The 17,288-nt window shown below is 63.9% G+C and carries 13 protein-coding genes; 3 read left to right on the top strand and 10 right to left on the bottom strand.

Features of this window, described 5'->3' with window-relative positions; all coding sequences use genetic code 11:
* Window positions 1-118 precede the first annotated feature (118 nt).
* The 3 genes from B2J77_RS06800 to B2J77_RS06790 are packed head-to-tail and all read left to right on the top strand — an operon-like array spanning window position 119 to window position 5,585.
* Window positions 119-1,354 carry an exonuclease SbcCD subunit D C-terminal domain-containing protein gene (locus B2J77_RS06800; RefSeq protein ID WP_078478239.1) on the top strand — a complete coding sequence of 412 codons (1,236 nt, stop codon included), beginning with the start codon at window positions 119-121 and terminating at the stop codon, window positions 1,352-1,354.
* A complete protein-coding gene (locus tag B2J77_RS06795) occupies window positions 1,351-4,995 on the top strand; it encodes an AAA family ATPase (RefSeq protein ID WP_078478238.1) in 3,645 nt (1,214 codons plus the stop codon). The genes B2J77_RS06800 and B2J77_RS06795 overlap by 4 nt, the downstream gene beginning before the upstream one ends.
* A complete protein-coding gene (locus B2J77_RS06790; protein WP_078478237.1) occupies window positions 4,992-5,585 on the top strand; it encodes a glutathione S-transferase in 594 nt (197 codons plus the stop codon). Before B2J77_RS06795 ends, B2J77_RS06790 begins: the two co-directional genes overlap by 4 nt.
* A 25-nt stretch (window positions 5,586-5,610) precedes the next feature.
* Here the strand turns inward: B2J77_RS06790 and B2J77_RS06785 are convergent, their stop codons facing one another.
* The 10 genes from B2J77_RS06785 to B2J77_RS06740 all read right to left on the bottom strand — a co-directional run bounded on the left by B2J77_RS06785 (window position 5,611) and on the right by B2J77_RS06740 (window position 17,286).
* Complete coding sequence (locus tag B2J77_RS06785; RefSeq protein WP_058637656.1) at window positions 5,611-6,741, bottom strand: lactonase family protein; 1,131 nt, start codon at window positions 6,739-6,741, stop codon at window positions 5,611-5,613.
* Complete coding sequence (locus tag B2J77_RS06780) at window positions 6,707-6,994, bottom strand: DUF5629 family protein (RefSeq protein WP_058637657.1); 288 nt, start codon at window positions 6,992-6,994, stop codon at window positions 6,707-6,709. The genes B2J77_RS06785 and B2J77_RS06780 overlap by 35 nt, the downstream gene beginning before the upstream one ends.
* A 76-nt stretch (window positions 6,995-7,070) precedes the next feature.
* Window positions 7,071-9,446, bottom strand: a complete 2,376-nt coding sequence (locus tag B2J77_RS06775) for an efflux RND transporter permease subunit (RefSeq protein WP_058605517.1) — start codon at window positions 9,444-9,446, stop codon at window positions 7,071-7,073.
* Between the two features lie 20 nt (window positions 9,447-9,466).
* Window positions 9,467-10,492, bottom strand: coding sequence for a WD40/YVTN/BNR-like repeat-containing protein (locus tag B2J77_RS06770; protein ID WP_058637658.1), 1,026 nt, complete (start codon window positions 10,490-10,492; stop codon window positions 9,467-9,469).
* Between the two features lie 276 nt (window positions 10,493-10,768).
* The gene (gene pepN, locus B2J77_RS06765; RefSeq protein ID WP_078478236.1) at window positions 10,769-13,426 is read right to left on the bottom strand and encodes an aminopeptidase N; all 2,658 of its coding nucleotides are present in this window, start codon (window positions 13,424-13,426) and stop codon (window positions 10,769-10,771) included.
* A 13-nt stretch (window positions 13,427-13,439) separates the two neighbouring features.
* A complete protein-coding gene (locus B2J77_RS06760) occupies window positions 13,440-14,270 on the bottom strand; it encodes a DUF2797 domain-containing protein (RefSeq protein WP_058637660.1) in 831 nt (276 codons plus the stop codon).
* Window positions 14,267-14,527 carry a YeaC family protein gene (locus B2J77_RS06755; RefSeq protein WP_023533690.1) on the bottom strand — a complete coding sequence of 87 codons (261 nt, stop codon included), beginning with the start codon at window positions 14,525-14,527 and terminating at the stop codon, window positions 14,267-14,269. The genes B2J77_RS06760 and B2J77_RS06755 overlap by 4 nt, the downstream gene beginning before the upstream one ends.
* A 13-nt stretch (window positions 14,528-14,540) precedes the next feature.
* Complete coding sequence (locus tag B2J77_RS06750) at window positions 14,541-15,428, bottom strand: rhomboid family intramembrane serine protease (protein WP_078478235.1); 888 nt, start codon at window positions 15,426-15,428, stop codon at window positions 14,541-14,543.
* Window positions 15,425-16,396: a metallophosphoesterase gene (locus B2J77_RS06745; RefSeq protein ID WP_058605522.1), complete on the bottom strand. Its 972-nt coding sequence runs from the start codon at window positions 16,394-16,396 to the stop codon at window positions 15,425-15,427. Before B2J77_RS06745 ends, B2J77_RS06750 begins: the two co-directional genes overlap by 4 nt.
* On the bottom strand, window positions 16,396-17,286 hold the full coding sequence (locus tag B2J77_RS06740; RefSeq protein WP_023533692.1) for an NAD(+) kinase: 891 nt from the start codon (window positions 17,284-17,286) through the stop codon (window positions 16,396-16,398). Before B2J77_RS06740 ends, B2J77_RS06745 begins: the two co-directional genes overlap by 1 nt.
* Between the last annotated feature and the right edge of the window lie 2 nt (window positions 17,287-17,288).

The following is a 17,288-nucleotide window of genomic DNA, read 5'->3' as shown; positions in this document are numbered from 1 at the left end:
ATCGTCGACCGGCGTCGCGCCGCGTACTGACCGGCTTTACCAGCCCGCACAGCGCCGCGTCCATGGGGTACCATAACGCCCTTGCCCGCCCGTGCACCTTCATACCCACAGGTCATCCATGCGTCTGTTTCACACTTCCGATTGGCACCTGGGCCAAAGCCTCCATGGCCAGGAACGCGACTTCGAACACGCCTGCTTCCTCGACTGGCTGCTCGGCCAACTGCACCTGCGCCAGCCTGATGCGCTGTTGATCGCAGGCGACGTCTTCGACACCGTCAACCCGCCGGTCAAAGCCCAGGAGCGATTGTACGATTTCATCGTCAAGGCCCACGAACAGCAGCCGAAACTGGATATCGTGATGATCGCCGGTAACCACGACTCCGGCTCGCGCATCGAGCTGCCTGCGCCGTTGATGCGTCGCCTGCGCACCCACGCACTGGGCCGTGTGCACTGGCTGGACGATGGGCAACTGGATGTCGAGCGGCTGCTGATTCCGCTGACCAACGCGCGCGGCAAGGTGACCGCCTGGTGCCTGGCCTTGCCGTTCCTGCGGCCGGCGGAGGTGACCGGCCTGCAACTGGGCGACGACTACCTGCAAGGCATCACGCGGGTCCACCAGCAACTGATCGCCGCCGCCCAGGCCAGGCAGCGCAAGGACCAGGCGCTGATCGCCATCAGCCATGCGCACATGGCCGGCGGTGCGGTCTCCGAAGACTCCGAGCGCAGCCTGATCATCGGCAACGCCGAGGCATTGCCGGCCAAGCTCTTCGACAAGGCCATCAGCTACGTCGCCCTGGGCCACCTGCACAAGCCCCAGAAGGTCAACCGCGAAGACCGTATCCGCTACAGCGGGTCGCCCATTCCGTTGTCGTTCGCGGAGGTCAACTACCCCCACCAGGTGCTGGAAGTCACTTTCGACGGCGCGGCGCTGGCCAGTGTCGAGGCTCGCCCAGTTCCGCGTGCCGTGCCGCTGCAACGCATAGGGCCGGCCCCACTGAACGAGGTCTTGACGCAACTGGCCGACCTGCCCGCGGTGGACCTGCTCGATGACCCCAACCGCCAGCCTTGGCTGGAGGTACGTGTCGTGCTGAACGAGCCGCAGCCCGACCTGCGCCAGCAGATCGAAACCGCGCTGCACGCCAAAGCCGTGCGGTTGATTCGCATTGGTGCCGAGTACGCCGGCCGAACGGCCGACGACGAAGGCCCGGCGTTCGTCGAACTGGCCCAGATGACCCCGCAAGACCTGTTCAACCGTGCCTGGGCGCAAGCCTATGGCGACCCTGCCGATGAGCAGACGCTGGCCGATTTCGCCCTGCTGCTGCAGGACGTACAGCACGAAGAAGAGCAACCATGAAGATTCTTGCCATTCGCCTGAAGAACCTGGCATCGCTGGCGGGCCCGATCGATATCGACTTCACCCAGGAACCCCTGGCAGGCGCGGGTCTGTTCGCCATCACCGGCCCCACCGGGGCAGGTAAAAGCACCCTGCTCGACGCGCTGTGCCTGGCGCTGTTCGGTACGGTGCCACGTCTGAATGACATCGGCCGTGAGGCCAAGGTGCCGGACGGCGATGGCGAGATCCCCACTTCGGACCCGCGCAACCTGTTGCGTCGCGGTACCGGCAGTGGCTTTGCCGAGGTGGATTTCGTCGGCGTCGACGGGCGCCGCTACCGGGCGCGCTGGGAGGCGAACCGTGCTCGCGACAAGGCCAACGGCAAGCTCCAGCTCAGCCGCCAGAGCTTCTACGACCTGGACAGCGAGCAGGTGCTGGGCAGCGGCAAGAACGAATACAAGCAGCTGATCGAGACGCGCCTGGGCCTTAACTTCGAACAGTTCACCCGCGCCGTGATGCTGGCGCAAAGCGAGTTCGGGGCGTTCCTCAAGGCCGACGACCGCGAACGCAGCGAACTGCTGGAAAAACTGACCAATACCGCGATCTATTCGCGCCTGGGCCAACGGGCCTTTGTCCGAGCACGCGAGGCGGGCGAGGCGCATGCCGCCTTGAAAGAGCGAGCCAGCCACCTGCTGCCCATGGCCGCGGATGCCCGCGCCGACCTGGACCAACGTCTGGAACAGGCGCAACGCGAGCTCAAAACCGCCCAGGCTGGCGAGCGACAGCTGGAGCAGCAGCGCGGTGGGTTGATCGAACATGACCAGTTGCAAGCCCAGCAGGCGCAGGCCCGCACTGCCCTGGAGGCTGCCGAGCAGGACTGGCAAGCCTTGGCCGAGCCGCGCCTGGACCTGGCGCGCCTGGAGCGTCTTGCCCCGCAGCGCCATCAGTTTCACCGCCAGCAGGCACTGGCGGCGCAGCGCGCGCCGATCATCGCCAGGCTTGCCGAACACACCCGGCATCACGCCGAGCTGCAACAGCGGACAGCCGAGCAGCAGCAGGCGTTGGAAACAGCACATCTTGCATTGACCGCCGCCCAGGCCGCCCATAGCGAGGCAGGCCCGCTGCTGCGCCAAGCCTATACGGCCCAGGACAACCTGGCCCGCCTCGATCAGCAACTGGCCGTCCAGCGCAGCGACAGCCAGCAGGCCGAACATCAAGTGGCTGAGGGCCAACAGCAGTTGCAGCAACTGCAAGCCAGCCAAGAACGCAGTCAACAGCAACTGGCCCAGATCGACACGGCGTTGGCCGAGAGCCAGCACCTGGCCGGGCTGGCCGGTGCGTGGCATGCCTATCTGCCGCAGCTCAAGCAGGTGATGCTGATCGGCGGCCGGCTGGGCAAAGGCCGCGAGGAACTGCCCGGCCTGCAGGCTCAAGCCAGCCAGGCCACTGCCCACCTGCAGGCCGAGCGCGACGCCCATGACGCCCTATTCCGCGAAGCCAAGGCGCAGCCCGACGCCCTGGTAGAACAGATTGACCTGCTCGGCAGCATGCTGCAGGACAACCGCAAGCAGCATCGCGCCGTGGAGCAATTGACGCGTGTACACGCCCGCGTGCTCGAGTTGAGTCAGCAACAGGCCACCCTGCGTGATCGCCAGCAGCACGCCATGGTCGAGCGCCAGCGCCTGATTGGCGAAGGCACCGCCGCCAAGGCTGAACTGGAAAGCGCCGAGCAGGCGCTGAACCTGACGCGTCAACTGCTGGAGCGCCAGCGGCTGGCCCGCAACACCACGGTTCAAGCCCTGCGCGAGCAACTGCGCGACGGCGAGCCCTGCCCTGTGTGCGGCAGCGCCGAACACCCGTTCCATCAGCCCGAAGTGTTGCTGCAAAGCCTGGGCGAACATGACCAAGCCGAAGAAGAGGCTGCCCAGCGTCAGGTGGCAGCGCTCAACACGCGCCTGGTCGAGCTGCGCACCCAGCTAGGGGTGGTCAATGCTCAGCTCAAGGACTTTCAGCAACAACTGCCGGCGCTGGACGAGCAGTTGCAGCCTTTGGTTGCGCAGCTTCATGAACATGCCCTCTGGCCTGCTCTGGCGCCCCAGGACGACCATGCCCGTAGCAGTTGGCTCGACGGCCAATTACGGCGCCTGGATACAGAGATCGGCAACGACGAGAAGCGCCAGCGGGCCTTGCTCAGCCTGCAGAAAGAGGCCGCGCGTCTCAACCAGCAACTGCAAGCCGCCCAGGACGCGCACCAACAAGCGCAGCGGCACCTGGAGCAACAACACCTGGCCCTGGAAAACGACGAGCGCCTCCTGCAGCAAGGGCTCGCGGACTTGGCTGGGGTCCTGCCCGACGAAGCGCTCAAGGCGCTGCGAGACGATCCGGCCAACGCGTTTCTTGCCCTTGACCAACAGATCGCCCAGCGCCTGCAACAGCTCGACCAGCGCAAGGATGAGCTGGAAGAACAGCAAGCTCGCCAGGTCCAGCTGGACAAACTGCACGATCAACAGCAGGTGCGTGTGCAAAGCCTCGCCCAGCGTGACCAGCAGCTCAAAGCCCTGGAGGAGCAGCGCGAGCATGCCCAGGCCATGCTCGCGCAGTTACTGGGCGAGCACGGCAGTGCCGAGGCCTGGCAACAGCACATGGACGCCGCGCTGGAGCAAGCGCGCGCGGTCGAAGCGGACCTCGCCCAGCGCCTGCAAGGCCTGCACACCCAGGCTGTGCAGGTGGCCGGTGAACTGAAGGCCAGCACCGAGCAGTTGCAGGCGCTGGAGCAAGAAGCCGAGCAGCTGCAGGATCAGATCGCCCAGTGGCGCGCCACACACCCGGAGCTGGACGATGCAGGGCTTGATCGCCTGCTGGCCATGGACGACACCCAGGCCAGTGAACTGCGCCAGCGCCTGCAGGGCGCGGAAAAAGCCCTCGAGCAGAGCCGTGTGCTGCTTCAGGAGCGCGAGCAGCGCCTGCGCCAGCACGCGGCGCTGATGACGCTCGACACCTCGGTCCAGGATGTGGACCAGGCGCTGCTCGAACTGCGCGAGCGTCTGGTCGTTCACGAGCAGACCTGCGCCGAACTGCGGGCCCAACAGGCCGATGACCAGCGACGTCAGCACGCCTCGCAGGCCCTGGCCGAGCAGATCGAGCAGGCCCGTCAGCAGTGGCAGCGCTGGGCTCGGCTCAGCGGCCTGATCGGCTCGGCCTCGGGCGATGTGTTCCGCAAGATCGCCCAAGGCTACAACCTCGATCTGCTGTTGCACCATGCCAATGCCCAGCTGCGTCAACTGGCGCGGCGCTATCGGCTCAAGCGCGGCGGCAGTGCGCTGGGGTTACTGGTACTGGACACCGAAATGGGCGATGAACTGCGCTCGGTGCACTCGCTGTCAGGGGGTGAGACCTTCCTGGTTTCCCTGGCTTTGGCCTTGGGGCTCGCCTCGATGGCATCGAGCACGTTGCGCATCGAGTCGCTGTTCATCGACGAAGGTTTCGGCAGCCTCGACCCCGAGTCCTTGCAACTGGCCATGGACGCGTTGGACGGCTTGCAGGCCCAGGGTCGCAAGGTCGCGGTGATTTCCCACGTGCAGGAAATGCACGAGCGCATACCGGTGCAAATTCAGGTCCGGCGTCTGGGCAACGGCCTGAGTGACGTCGAGGTGTGCGGTTGATCCTCTATTCGTTTCGCCGCTGCCCCTGGGCCATGCGTGCCCGGCTCGCGTTGCGCTATGCCGGCTGTGAGGTGACCGTGCAGGAGGTGGCAATGAAACACAAGCCCGCCGCCCTGCTGGCGCTGTCACCCAAGGGCACCGTTCCGGTGCTGGACACCGGGAACCAGGTGCTCGATGAAAGCCTGGATATCATGCGCTGGGCACTGGCGCAGAACGACCCGCAAGACTGGCGCCTGTTGAGCTCGCCCGAAGCGGCGCAGCAAGCCGAAGCGCTGATTGCCGTCAACGACACCACCTTCAAGGCCCAAGTGAACCTGTACAAGTATGCCGAGCGCTATCCACAGCACTCACAGCACGACTACCGCGAAGCTGCGCAACACTGGTTGGAACGCCTGGAGCACCTGCTTCACGGCCGACCCTACCTGCTGGCCAATCACCCAAGTATCGCCGACGCCGCACTGTTGCCGCTGATCCGGCAGTTCGCCGCGGTCCAGCCCGACTGGTTTGCCACAGCCCCCTACCCGCGGGTGCGTGGCTGGCTGCAGGGCTGGTTGGACTCGGACTTATTCAGAGCCATTATGGCCAAGTGACAACAGCTGTCATCGCACGCGAAGGTCAGCGCATGAACTTCAGATCCGACGGCGCCGGCTGATCGAAAGTCTGTACCGTTTCCCCCAGCTTGCCCGTGAGCGGGTCGCGGCGCATGACTTTGATCTGGTTGCTCTTCTGATTGGCGACCAGCAGGAACCTGTCACTGGGGTCCAGCGCGAATTCACGGGGGTGGTCACCTTCGACCGACCGACGTTGCACCAACGCCAACCGTCCATCCTGCTTGCCGACGCTGAACACGACGATCTCGTTGGCCGTGCCGCGGTTGCTGACGTACAGAAAGCGACCGTCTGCCGACAGGTGCAAGCCCGCGCCCGCCTTGGCAGCCGCCTCCTGGCGCTCGGTCAGTGGCAGACGCTGGCGTTCGATCAGGTCGCCCTCCCGGACATCGAACATCACCACTTCGGCATGCATCTCCAAGGTCAGGTAGGCATGCTTACCGCTGGCGTCGAACAACAAGTGGCGTGGTCCACTGCCCGCAGGCAACGAAACCGAGGCAGGCTGTGACGGGGTCAGTGGCTTGTTCGTGCTCGCCCCGTCATAGCGGTAGACGAACACCTTGTCAGCACCCAGGTCGCTGGCATAGACATGCTGGCCGTCCGGGGACGGCACCACCGAATGGACATGGGCGCTGGCCTGCCGCTCGGGGTTGACCCCGCTGGCCTGGTGGCGCGCCTGCTGAATCACCGGCTGCAAGGCACCCTGCCTGTCAACCGGCAACACCGAAAGGCCGCCGCCTGGGTCGGGATCGACCGCGTAGTTGGCCACGAACAGGTAACGCTGGTCCTGGCTAAGGCTGGCGTGGGTAGGCTCGTCGCCCTGGCTAGACAGTTGATCGAGCAGGCGTACATTCCCATCACTGGCAATGTTGAATGCGCTGACGTGACCGTCTGCGGTTTCATTGACGGCAAACAGCAGGCGCTTGTCTTCGGAAAGCACCAGCCACGAGGGGCTGACGCTCTCTACCACCTGCAGCGGCTCGGGGCGGATTGTGCCGGCTTCGCTGTCGAAGGCGTAGCGGTAGATGCCTTGGCTGGCACCGTCTGTGTAGGTGCCAACCAGCAAGGTGGCAGCCTGGGCAGTGTAGGTCAGGGTCATGCAACTAGCGGTTAGCAGGGTCTTCCAGGTCCGGTTCATGGTCTTCTTCCGGGGCGCGAAATGCATCCAGACAGATGAGTCGGTGCTCACTTTCGGCAGTGCAGATGCGCCAGTCGTTCACTTCTTTACTGGCTGCATCGACCTGCGCGGCGGTGAATACCCAACGGCGCAGTTGGCGGCCGTCCATGCATTCGATGGCAAGGCCCTGCTCGTCGCAGGTGAAATCGAACGCGTGAAGGCCGTCTATCAAAAGCATGTCGCAGTGTTGCAAGGCGCTGGCGAGAGGGGACATGGGGGTACCTGTACGGGACATTGCGTGTGGAAAAACCCCGCATTATACCCCCATGGACGCACACCAACCGGTCGTTTCAATGGGCGAAAATCGAGCCCCCCGCCTTGCCTGCCATCTTCTCGGGCTTGATCAGGAACCGCGCCAGCGCCGGCAGCAGCCACAGCGCCCCGAACATGTTCCACAACAGCATGAAGGTCAGCATCAGGCCCATATCCGCCTGGAACTTGATGGCCGAGAAGATCCAGGTACACACCCCGATGGCCAGGCACAGGCCGGTGAACAGCACAGCCTTGCCGGTGGAGCGCAGGGTCTGGTAATAGGCCTCCTGCAACGGCAGCCCAGCGCGCAGGAAGCTCTCCAAGCGGCTGTAGATGTAGATGCCATAGTCCACGCCAATACCCACGCCCAGCGCAACCACCGGCAGCGTCGCCACTTTGACGCCGATGCCCATGTACGCCATCAACGCGTTGCCCAGCACCGAGGTCAATACCAAGGGCAGCACGATGCACAGGGTCGCGGCGAAGGAACGGAAAGTGATCAGGCACATGATCGCCACACACAGGTAGACCAGGATCAGGATGGTCAGCTCGGCCGACTTGATCACCTCGTTGGTGGCCGCTTCGATACCGGCATTGCCGGCAGCCAGCAGGAACTGCAAGCCTTCCCTGTCGTGGCTGTCGGCAAAGGCCTTGGCAGCCGCCGTCACCCGTTCGAGGGTCTCGGCCTTGTGGTCATTGAGAAACACCAGCACCGGCGCCAGCGAGCAATCGCCGTTGTACAGACCATCGGCCCGTGCGATGGAGTTGTTGAGGACATCGGGGTTGCGCGAGAGGGTTTCCCACTTGAGGCTACCCTCGTTCATGCCCTTGATCACCTGTTTGGACACGCTGACCAGGGAAATGGCCGACTGCACCCCAGGCGTGTTTTCCATGGTCCACATCAGCTCGTCGATCGGCGCCAGGGTCGAATGCACCGAACACTGCTCGGCGGCCGTCTTGACCATGATCACCAGCACATCGGAGCTGGTGGAATAGTTGCTGATGATGAAGTTGTTGTCCTGGTTGTAGCGCGAGTCGGGCCGCAGCTCCGGTGCCCCTTGGTCGAGGTCGCCGATCTTCAGGTTCTGGCTGTACCACAGGCCCCCGGCGAAGGCGACCAGGGCCAGGGCAATGGAAACAGGCGCCACCCTGGGGCTGGCAAAGCGCGACAACAGACGCCAGAACGGATGCTCGCGCGTAGCATCGCGCTTGCTGCGCTCGATGGCTTTCTTGCTGATACCCACATAGGAGATGGCCACCGGCAGCAGGATGAGGTTGGTGAAGACGATCACCGCGACGCCGATGGAGGCACCGATAGCCAGTTCGCGGATCACGCCGATGTCGATGATCAACAGGGTGATGAAGCCCACGGCATCGGCGAGGATGGCAATCATGCCCGGCAGGAACAGCTGCCGGAACGTGCGCCTGGCCGCCGTCAGGGCGTTGTCTGCATCGCTCGATTGCAGGGCGATGCCGTTGATCTTCTGCACACCGTGGGAAATACCGATGGCAAAGATCAGAAACGGCACCAGCATCGAATACGGATCCAGGCCGAAGCCGACCGCGTGCATCAGCCCCAGTTGCCACACCACCGCCACCAAAGTGGTAATCAGCACCGCGATGGTGCTGCGGATGCACCAGGTGAACCAGTACAACAACACCCAGGTGATTAACAGGGCGATGCCGAAGAACATCACCACCATGACCAGCCCGTCGATGAGGTCACCGACCTTCTTCGCGAACCCGACGATATGCACCTTCACATTGGGGTTCTGGGCCTGGAACTTGTCGCGGATCTTTTCTTCGAGCAAGTGGGAGAACTGCTGGTAGTCGAGCTTGACCACCCGCCCCGGGTCCTGCGGGTCGGGGTAACTTTCCAGCAGTGGCACGTCGATGATGCTGGATTTGAAGTTGTTGCCCACCAGCCGGCCTATTTGCCCGGACCTCAGCACGTTGTCGCGCAGGGTATCGAGGCTGGCCTGCGAGCCGTCATAGGTGTTGGGAATCACCTCGCCACCGGAAAACCCCTCCTCGGTGACTTCGCTCCAGCGCACGCTCGGGCTCCACAGCGACTTGAGCCCGGCCCGATCGACGCCAGGGATGTAGAACACCTCGTCGTGGATCTGGCGCAGAGTCTCCATGTAGTTTTTGTCGAAGATGTCGCCTTTGACCGCCTCGACCGAGATACGCACGGTGTTGCCCAGGTTGGCCAGATCGTTGCGGTGCTCCATCATCTGTTCGATGAAGGGGTGCTGCAACGGGATCATTTTCTCGAAGCTGGTGGAGGGGCGAATTTGTGTGGCTTGCCAGAACAGGAAGAGGCTGACCAGCACACAGAGGATGATGACCGCCGGCCGGTTGTTGAAGATCAGGCGTTCGAGCAGTGTGGCTTTGTCCTGATGATGCGGCTGCATGGGAAGGTGCTCCTGGCTGCTCATGGCTGTGCCTCACTGTCGGCGGCGTCGAGCCCCTTGGCATTGGCGATGTGGGCGCCGCCCTGCCCTACCAGCAGGAGCTCGCCGTTGGGTAGGGCGCTGACACCGGACAGGGCGATGCGGTCCGGGCGGTTGTGGACGCTGAAGGTCTGGCCGGCATCGGTGCTGCGCAGCACGCTGCCGCCGTTGCCGACCACCACGACGGTGCCATCGTCGAGCAGCGTGGCACCGGCCAGGCCGAACTCGAGCTCGCCTCGCGCAGCCTGCAAGGGGATGGATTGCCAGGTGTCGCCGAAGTCGGTGGAGCGCAGCAGGTTGCCGCGCAAGCCGAACGCCAGCAAGGTACGCGGCTGGGCAGTGCCGATCACGCCGAACAGCGACCCCTGGTAAGGCCCTTCGACTTTCTGCCAGTGCTGCCCATTGTCCTCGGAGCGGAACATGCCGCCCTGCTCCCCAACGATGAACAAGCCAGCGTCACGCACCTTGGCGATAGCATTGAGGTGCAACTGATCGGGGTTGTCGAGGCGCTCGGCCACGTCCTGCCAATGCTGGCCCCCGTCCGTGGTTTCGAGCAAGGCGCCGTAGGCGCCCACGGCCAGGCCGTGCTGGGCGTCGAGGAACACGATGTCGAGCAAGGGTGCTTCGCGTGACAGGTCTTCAAACTGTTTGCTCCAGGTCGCCCCGCCGTCGCCAGTGGCGAGGATCTGCGCATCGTGGCCGACGGCCCAACCGCGCTTGTCATCAAGGAAAAAAACGGCCGTCAGCAGCTGGCGGGTTGGCACACGGGCCTGGGTCCAGGTGCTGCCCTGGTCGTCAGAGAACAGGATATGGCCCCGGTCGCCGACCACGACCACACGCGTGCCTGCATGGGCAGCGTCGATCAACAGCCTTTGACTGGCCTTGGCCGATTCGGTGGAGTATTCATCGGCTGACGCAGCCTGCGCGCCTTGCCATCCACTCAGTGCAAGGGTGAGCGCTGCAGCGGCCGCTACCGGCCATCCAGCGCGCCTGCTCCATTTCCTCATGACTGCCCCCGATTGTATTTTTGTTGGGTGGGTCAATACCTTGCAGGACGCACAAATGCCCGCAATAGAGGCCTGCAAGGGCGTGCGGTGATCGTAACGGGAGGATTTGGCGGAGCACAACGGGCGGGGTGTTATGTTTTGTTATCGGCGCAGGACGAGCCGTTCGCGGGCAGAGGATTCAGCGCCTGCGGGCGAACACGACTCACCCGCAGGTGCTGCCTGTGCAGCGTAACAACGTCGGCAGTTGAAACCGTGGCCCTCAAGCGGGCCCCGGCGTCATGCCAGGCTTTTACTTACCACTTCATAGACGTCGCTGGAGAGCTCACCAGAAGCCAGAATCCGCTCCAGCTCACCCTTCATCAGGGCCTGGCGGGCGGCGTCGTATTTGCGCCAGCGGGTCAGCGGCGCCAACTGCCGGGAGGCGATCTGCGGGTTAAGGGCATTGAGCTCGATCACCAGATCCGCCAGGAAGCAATAACCGGAGCCATCGGCGGCATGGAAGTTGACCAGGTTCTGGCCGGCAAAGGCACCGACCACCGCGCGCACCTTGTTCGGGTTCTTCAGGGTGAACGCGGGGTGCTGCATCAACGCCTTCACCCGTGCCAGGCCCCCTGGCAAGGTACTGGCCGCCTGCACGCTGAACCATTGGTCCATGACCAGGGGGTTGTCCTTGAAGTGCTCTGCAAAGCTTTCCAGGGCCTTGGCGCGCTCGGCCTCGAAGGGTGAGTTCACCAGCACCGCCAGGGCCGTGAGGCGCTCGGTCATGTTGTCGCACTGCTCGAACTGCTCCAGGGTCGCTTGCAGCACCTGCGGTTCAGCGCTGAGCATCAGGTACGACAGGGCGATGTTCTGCAGGCTGCGGCGGGCAAAGTGCTCGGCAGAGGCAACGTACGCGGTGTCACGCGAGACCGCGCGGTTGGCCTGGTAACGCGTCCAGAGTGGCTCGAACAATTGCTCGGCAATTTGCCGGCGGGCGAACTCGCGGGCTGCGTGGATGGCGTCCACATCGGCCACCTGGCTGATCTCGGTCAGGTAGCCCTCCCCTGGCAGCGAGAGCATTTCGGCCACCATGGCAGCATCGAGCGAAGTGTCGCCCAGTACCGTAGCCAACGCCCTGACCAGACGCGGGTCCAGTTGCAGCGCCTGACCACGCTGGTGCTGGCCGATCAGCTCCTGCAGCACCTGCACGGCCAGTTGCTGACCGGCTTCCCAGCGGTTGAAGCCGTCGCTGTCGTGCTGCATCAGGAACATCAACTGGTCACGGTCGTACGGGAAGCTCAGCTTGACCGGGGCACTGAAACCGCGCAGCAGCGACGGCAACGGCCGTGCCTGGATGCCCTGGAAGACGAAAGTCTGCTCGGCCTCGGTCACCGACAGCACCCGGGTGCTGCCCACTGCCGAGGACTCGCCCGCCAATTGCAGCGGCAGGTCGTTGCCTTGGGCATCGAGCAGGCCCAGTTCGACCGGGATCACGAAGGGCAGCTTCTCGGCCTTGTCCGGAGTGGGTGGGCAGCTCTGGCGGAACGTCAGGCTATAGGTGAGCGCCGCTTCGTCGTAGGCGTCGGTCACTTCCAGGCGCGGCGTACCGGCCTGGCTGTACCAGCGCTTGAACTGCGTCAGGTCCACGCCGTTGGCGTCTTCCATGGCCTTGATGAAGTCGTCGGTGGTCACCGCCTGCCCATCGTGACGCTCGAAATACAGGTCGCTGCCCTGGCGGAAGCCTTCGGCCCCCAGCAACGTGCGCACCATGCGTACCACTTCCGAGCCTTTCTCGTACACGGTCAGGGTGTAGAAGTTGGAAATCTCGATGAAGCTGTCCGGGCGCACCGGGTGGGCCATGGGGCCCGCATCCTCGGCGAACTGATGGGTGCGCAGGTAGGCAACGTCCTCGATGCGCTTGACGGTGCGTGAATTCATGTCGGCACTGAATTCGGCATCGCGGAACACCGTGAAGCCTTCCTTGAGCGACAGCTGGAACCAGTCGCGGCAGGTAACGCGGTTGCCCGACCAGTTATGGAAGTACTCATGGGCCACCACGGCTTCGACCCGCTGGTGCGCGGCATCGGTGGCCGTCTCGGCGCGCGCCAGCACGCAGCTGGAGTTGAAGATGTTCAGGCCTTTGTTTTCCATGGCCCCCATGTTGAAGTCGTTGACCGCGACGATCATGAAGATGTCCAGGTCATATTCGCGGCCGTAGACCTCTTCGTCCCAACGCATGGACTTCTTCAGGCTGACCATAGCGTGGTCGCACTTGTCGATGTTCTCCGGCTCCACATAGATGCGCAGGGTCACATCACGGCCCGATTGGCGGGTGAAGGTGTCTTCCACGCACCACAGGTCGCCTGCGACCAGGGCGAACAGGTAGGCCGGCTTCATGAACGGGTCTTCCCAGGTCGCCCAGTGACGGCCGTCCTCGGCAGGGCCGCTGCCTACCGGGTTGCCGTTGGAGAGCAGCACCGGGTAGCGGTGCTGTTCAGCGATCACCGTGGTGGTGAAGATGCTCATCACATCGGGGCGGTCGAGGTAGTAGGTGATCTTGCGGAAACCCTCGGCCTCGCACTGGGTGCAGAACATCTTGCCGGACTTGTACAAGCCCTCGAGCGCCGTGTTGGTTTCGGGATGGATCCTGACGGTGGTGTCGAGGGTGAAGTGCTCTGCCCGTGGCTGAACGGTCAGGCTGCTTGCGTCGATCTGGTAGTCGCCTTCCTGCAAGGGTTCATCGTCCAGGGCGGCGCGCACCAGTTCGAGTTGCTGGCCGTCGAGCACCAGCGCAGGCAGGCCGCCCCCGTGCACCGGGTTGCGGCGCATGATCAGTTGCGCGTGGACCAGGGTGTGGTCTTCGAACAGCTCGAAGGTCAGGTGCGTCTCGTCGATCAGGTACTCAGGCGCCTTGTAGTCCTTGAGATGGATCACTTGCGGTTGTTCGGTACGCATCTGCAGGTCCCTTTTACTGGAGCACGGCCAACTGGTAGGCCGTGTACTTGCGAATATTGATCACACCGGTGTCGAAGATCAGGTACTGGCCCTTGATGCCCAGCAGCGTACCCTCCACGATCGGGTTCTTGTCCAGGTTGAAGCTGACCACTTTGGTCGGGTAAGCCTGGACCGGGTATGTCATGTGCACGACCTCGGCGTCGGTCAGAGGCTGAATCGCCTGCAGGCCGAAGCGCGCCTGCAGCTGGCCAAGCCCTTCGGCACATGCCTCCAGCACCTGATCGCGCAATGCCGGCAGGTCGAGCAGCTCGGCGTCACCCTTGAGCAGGGCGCGCCAATTGGTGCGGTCCGGCACCTGACTGCGCAGCAGGTCTTCGACCAGCCCGGACTGCTGCCGAGTGGCCACCCTGAGGATAGGCAAGGCCTGGCTGGCCCCCTGATCGAGCCAGCGGGTGGGCAGCTGGGTGGCGCGGGTGATACCGACCTTGATACCGGAGGAGTTGGCGAGGTAGACCACGTGGTCGGTCATGCAGAACTGCTCGCCCCAGGACGGATCGCGGCAGGTGCCTGCGTCGTAGTGGCAGCGCTCCGGAGCCATGATGCACATGTCGCACTGGGCCAGCTTGGTCATGCAGGGGTAGCAGTAACCCTGGCTGTAGCTGCTCTTGGTGCGCTTGCCGCAGTGGCTGCAATGGATGGCACCCAGGTATTGCAGGCGCAGCGGCTTGCCGATCAGGGGGTTGACCGGCACCAGGGTATCGCCTAGGCGAAAGCTGTATTGCACCACGGGGTCGGCCAGGCTGACGGCCATCTTGCTCAACGAGCCACGAGCGAGTTCGATCAATGTACCGAGTCCGACTTGAACAGGATGTTGGGGACGGGGGCGGATTTGGACGCGCATTCCTGCGGGCCCATGTAACCGGTGCGCTGGTCCTCGGGCAGGTTTTTCATCTCCCAGGCAATGACCGCTTGCAGGGACAGCTCTTTCTGCTCGGCAGTCAGCTTGCGGCCGTCCGACCATTTGCCGATTTCCACGGCCAGCTTCAGGCTCTCGTAGATTTCCGGGGTGATGTTTTCGATCATTTGCGCGAAAGTGGACATGTTGTCTCCTGATTCAAGCCGACAGTTTACGCCGGGAGAGCGCCCCACCCAAGAGCCCGGTCAGGCATCCGATGAGCAACCCTCCGACGTGCGCGGCGTTGGCGATCTGGCCCAGGCCCAGCGTGCCGACGACGCCGGTCAGGCACACCACCAGCCAGAGGAGCATCATCACCAGCACGCCCTTGGGCAGGTTGAAGTGCGGGTTCGGTGCCCGCCATTGGTACAGCCAGATGTGCCCGAGCAGGCCATAGAGCACGCCTGAAAGCCCACCGAACAGGCCAGGCCCTGTGGTGTAGTGCTGGGCCAGGTTCGATACCAGGCTGAACAGCGCGGTAAGCCCCAGCAGCGTCCATGGGCCCTGGCGCAATTCGATGCGCTTGCCCAGCTCCCAGAACCACAGGCTGTTCATGGCCAGGTGCAGCGCACCGAAATGCAGCAGCATCGGCGAGACCAGCCGCCACCATTGCCCGTGCGCCAGACCCTCGGCCAGCGGCGTGAAGTACAGGTAATCGCCCTGCACGTGAAAATCGAGAAACGTGAACCAGCCGATGGTGGTGAAGTTGTCGCCCAGGCCCGTAAGCCCGGCGACCACGAACGTCAGCAACAGCGTCAGGGCGGTGACCTTGCAGGCCTTGGCCTGGGCCAGCAGCGACGGCTGTGACATGTCCTGCCCCTGCTGGTCGGGTAGCGCGGCGTCAGGCTCGGCCTGCAGGTCGGCGTTGCCATCGGGGTAGCGCTGGTAGAGGTGCAACACCTCGTCAGCCAGGGCCTCAGGCGCCCAGAGTACCTGGTCCTCGCCCTTCTCGCTGACCCGGTGCGGCACCTGCAAGCGTTGCAGCATCTGCACGAAACCGCTGAGGTCGACCGTCAGCGGCAGGCGCATCACTTGGATAATGTTCATTGGCTAGCCTGTGGTCGGTCGACATCCACCCAGACGAACTTGCGGGGGTCGATACGGGTTTCATCGTCCAGCCTGTAGGCGACCAGCTTGCCGTACAGCACGGCGCTGTAGTCCAGGCAGGCCAGGTTGCTGCGAATCGGTGCGGGCCGGCCGCTGCGCCAGTAATGGCCAACAAACAGCATGGGCTCGTCCTCGGCATAGCGCAGCAACGCGCTTTTCTGGCTGTGGCTGAGCGGTGTGTTGGCCACCTCCGCCGGCAGCGCATCGGGCTGGAAAACGATATCGCCATAGGTCTGCGGATCATCTTCCCAGAACTTGGTGCGGAAGAACGCGCGGGTCAGGCCATCGCCACCGGTCAGGGTGAGGCCATCGGGCAGGCGCATGTCGGTGCCGCGCAGCAGGCGGTTGCAAACGTTGGCGGCAAAGCTGCCGCTCACCGCCGAGGCTTGGACGAAGTGGCGATCGACGCGCCCGTCGGGGTACTGGCGCCGCAGCGGCTCGATCAGGCTTGCATCCCAGCAGGCGTGGACCAGGCGGAAACGACCGGCATCGATGAACAGTGGCAGCGTCTGGAACCAGTCGAGAAACGCCTGCCAGTCCGCAGGGTGATTGGCGAACTGGGTGAGGGTTTCGTCGATGAGCCTGGCGTGGCGAGGGGTATGTTCGCGCACGAAGGCCTTGCCGCTGCCCGGCAGTGCCGGCGTCACCCAGCCCAGTGCACTGTATTCGTGGTTGCCCATGATGCAGTGCGCCTGCCCGGCGGCGACCATGTCGTGAACGATGTGCAGGGCTTGGCGGATACGCGGGCCGCGGTCCACGATATCGCCCAAGAACAGCGCCTGCCGCCGAGGGTGGCGCCAGACGCCGGCAATGCGCTGGTAACCGAGGGCATCGAGCAAGCGCTCAAGGGTCAAGGCACAGCCGTGAACGTCACCGATGATGTCGAAACTGCGCGCCGGATCCAGCATCAGTCGTCCCTGCCCCCCAGGCGGCTGCCCCAGCCAAGCTTGGTGCGGCAGACTTCGTAGTAGTTGTGGTCCAGCGGGTGGATCAGGCGCAGCTTCTGGGGCTTCTTGCTCACCGTGATGGTGTCACCGGGTGCGCAGGTGAAGTGGTTCTGACCGTCGCACGACACCTGCGGGTAGATCTGCAGGTCCTTGGCCACCACGATCTTCAGTTCGCTGTTGCCATCGACGACGATCGGCCGCCCAGACAAGGTGTGCGGGTACATGGGCACGATGACGATTGCATCAAGCTTGGGGTGCATGATCGGGCCGCCGGCGGACAAAGCGTAGGCCGTGGAGCCGGTCGGGGTGGCGACGATCAGGCCGTCGGCCTTCTGGCTGCAGACGAACTGGCCGTCGATGTAGATCTCGAATTCGATCATGCGGGTGGACTTGCCTGGGTGCAGGACCACGTCGTTGAGCGCATCACCCTGGCCGATCGCCTCCTGGTGACGGCGCACTTCGGCTTGCAGTAGGAAACGGTTCTCGACCAGGTAGTGACCATCGAGCACTTCGGAGACTTTCTCTTCCAACTCATCCGGACGAATGTCGGTAAGAAAGCCCAGGTTGCCCCGGTTGATGCCCAGTACCGGGATATTATGCCGCGCCAGGGCACGCGCAGCGCCCAGCAGGCTGCCGTCGCCGCCGACCACGATGACCAGGTCACAGACCTCGCCCAGCAGCTTGCGGGTGGAGGTCTGCAGCCCATGGCCCGGCAGGACTTCACCGATGGTGTCTTCGAGGATCACGTGCAAGTGGCGCTCGAGGAGGAATTTTTTCAGTCGGCGGATGGTGTCCAGCACCTGCGAGCTGCCGAGACGACCGATGATACCGATATTGCGAAATTGCTCCATGG

The organism is Pseudomonas parafulva, from assembly GCF_002021815.1.
Lineage (GTDB): Bacteria > Pseudomonadota > Gammaproteobacteria > Pseudomonadales > Pseudomonadaceae > Aquipseudomonas > Aquipseudomonas parafulva_B.
This window is presented reverse-complemented; position numbering and strand designations above follow the sequence as displayed.

What these genes read in the sequence shown, in the direction of transcription:
- B2J77_RS06745 (WP_058605522.1), bottom strand. Translation starts at nt 16,396, where the DNA reads ATGCTGGATCCGGCGCGCAGTTTCGACATCATCGGTGACGTTCACGGC.
- B2J77_RS06750 (WP_078478235.1), bottom strand. Translation starts at nt 15,428, where the DNA reads ATGAACATTATCCAAGTGATGCGCCTGCCGCTGACGGTCGACCTCAGC.
- B2J77_RS06795 (WP_078478238.1), top strand. Translation starts at nt 1,351, where the DNA reads ATGAAGATTCTTGCCATTCGCCTGAAGAACCTGGCATCGCTGGCGGGC.
- B2J77_RS06785 (WP_058637656.1), bottom strand. Translation starts at nt 6,741, where the DNA reads ATGAACCGGACCTGGAAGACCCTGCTAACCGCTAGTTGCATGACCCTG.
- B2J77_RS06800 (WP_078478239.1), top strand. Translation starts at nt 119, where the DNA reads ATGCGTCTGTTTCACACTTCCGATTGGCACCTGGGCCAAAGCCTCCAT.
- B2J77_RS06775 (WP_058605517.1), bottom strand. Translation starts at nt 9,446, where the DNA reads ATGCAGCCGCATCATCAGGACAAAGCCACACTGCTCGAACGCCTGATC.
- B2J77_RS06740 (WP_023533692.1), bottom strand. Translation starts at nt 17,286, where the DNA reads ATGGAGCAATTTCGCAATATCGGTATCATCGGTCGTCTCGGCAGCTCG.
- B2J77_RS06755 (WP_023533690.1), bottom strand. Translation starts at nt 14,527, where the DNA reads ATGTCCACTTTCGCGCAAATGATCGAAAACATCACCCCGGAAATCTAC.
- B2J77_RS06770 (WP_058637658.1), bottom strand. Translation starts at nt 10,492, where the DNA reads ATGAGGAAATGGAGCAGGCGCGCTGGATGGCCGGTAGCGGCCGCTGCA.
- pepN (WP_078478236.1), bottom strand. Translation starts at nt 13,426, where the DNA reads ATGCGTACCGAACAACCGCAAGTGATCCATCTCAAGGACTACAAGGCG.
- B2J77_RS06780 (WP_058637657.1), bottom strand. Translation starts at nt 6,994, where the DNA reads ATGTCCCCTCTCGCCAGCGCCTTGCAACACTGCGACATGCTTTTGATA.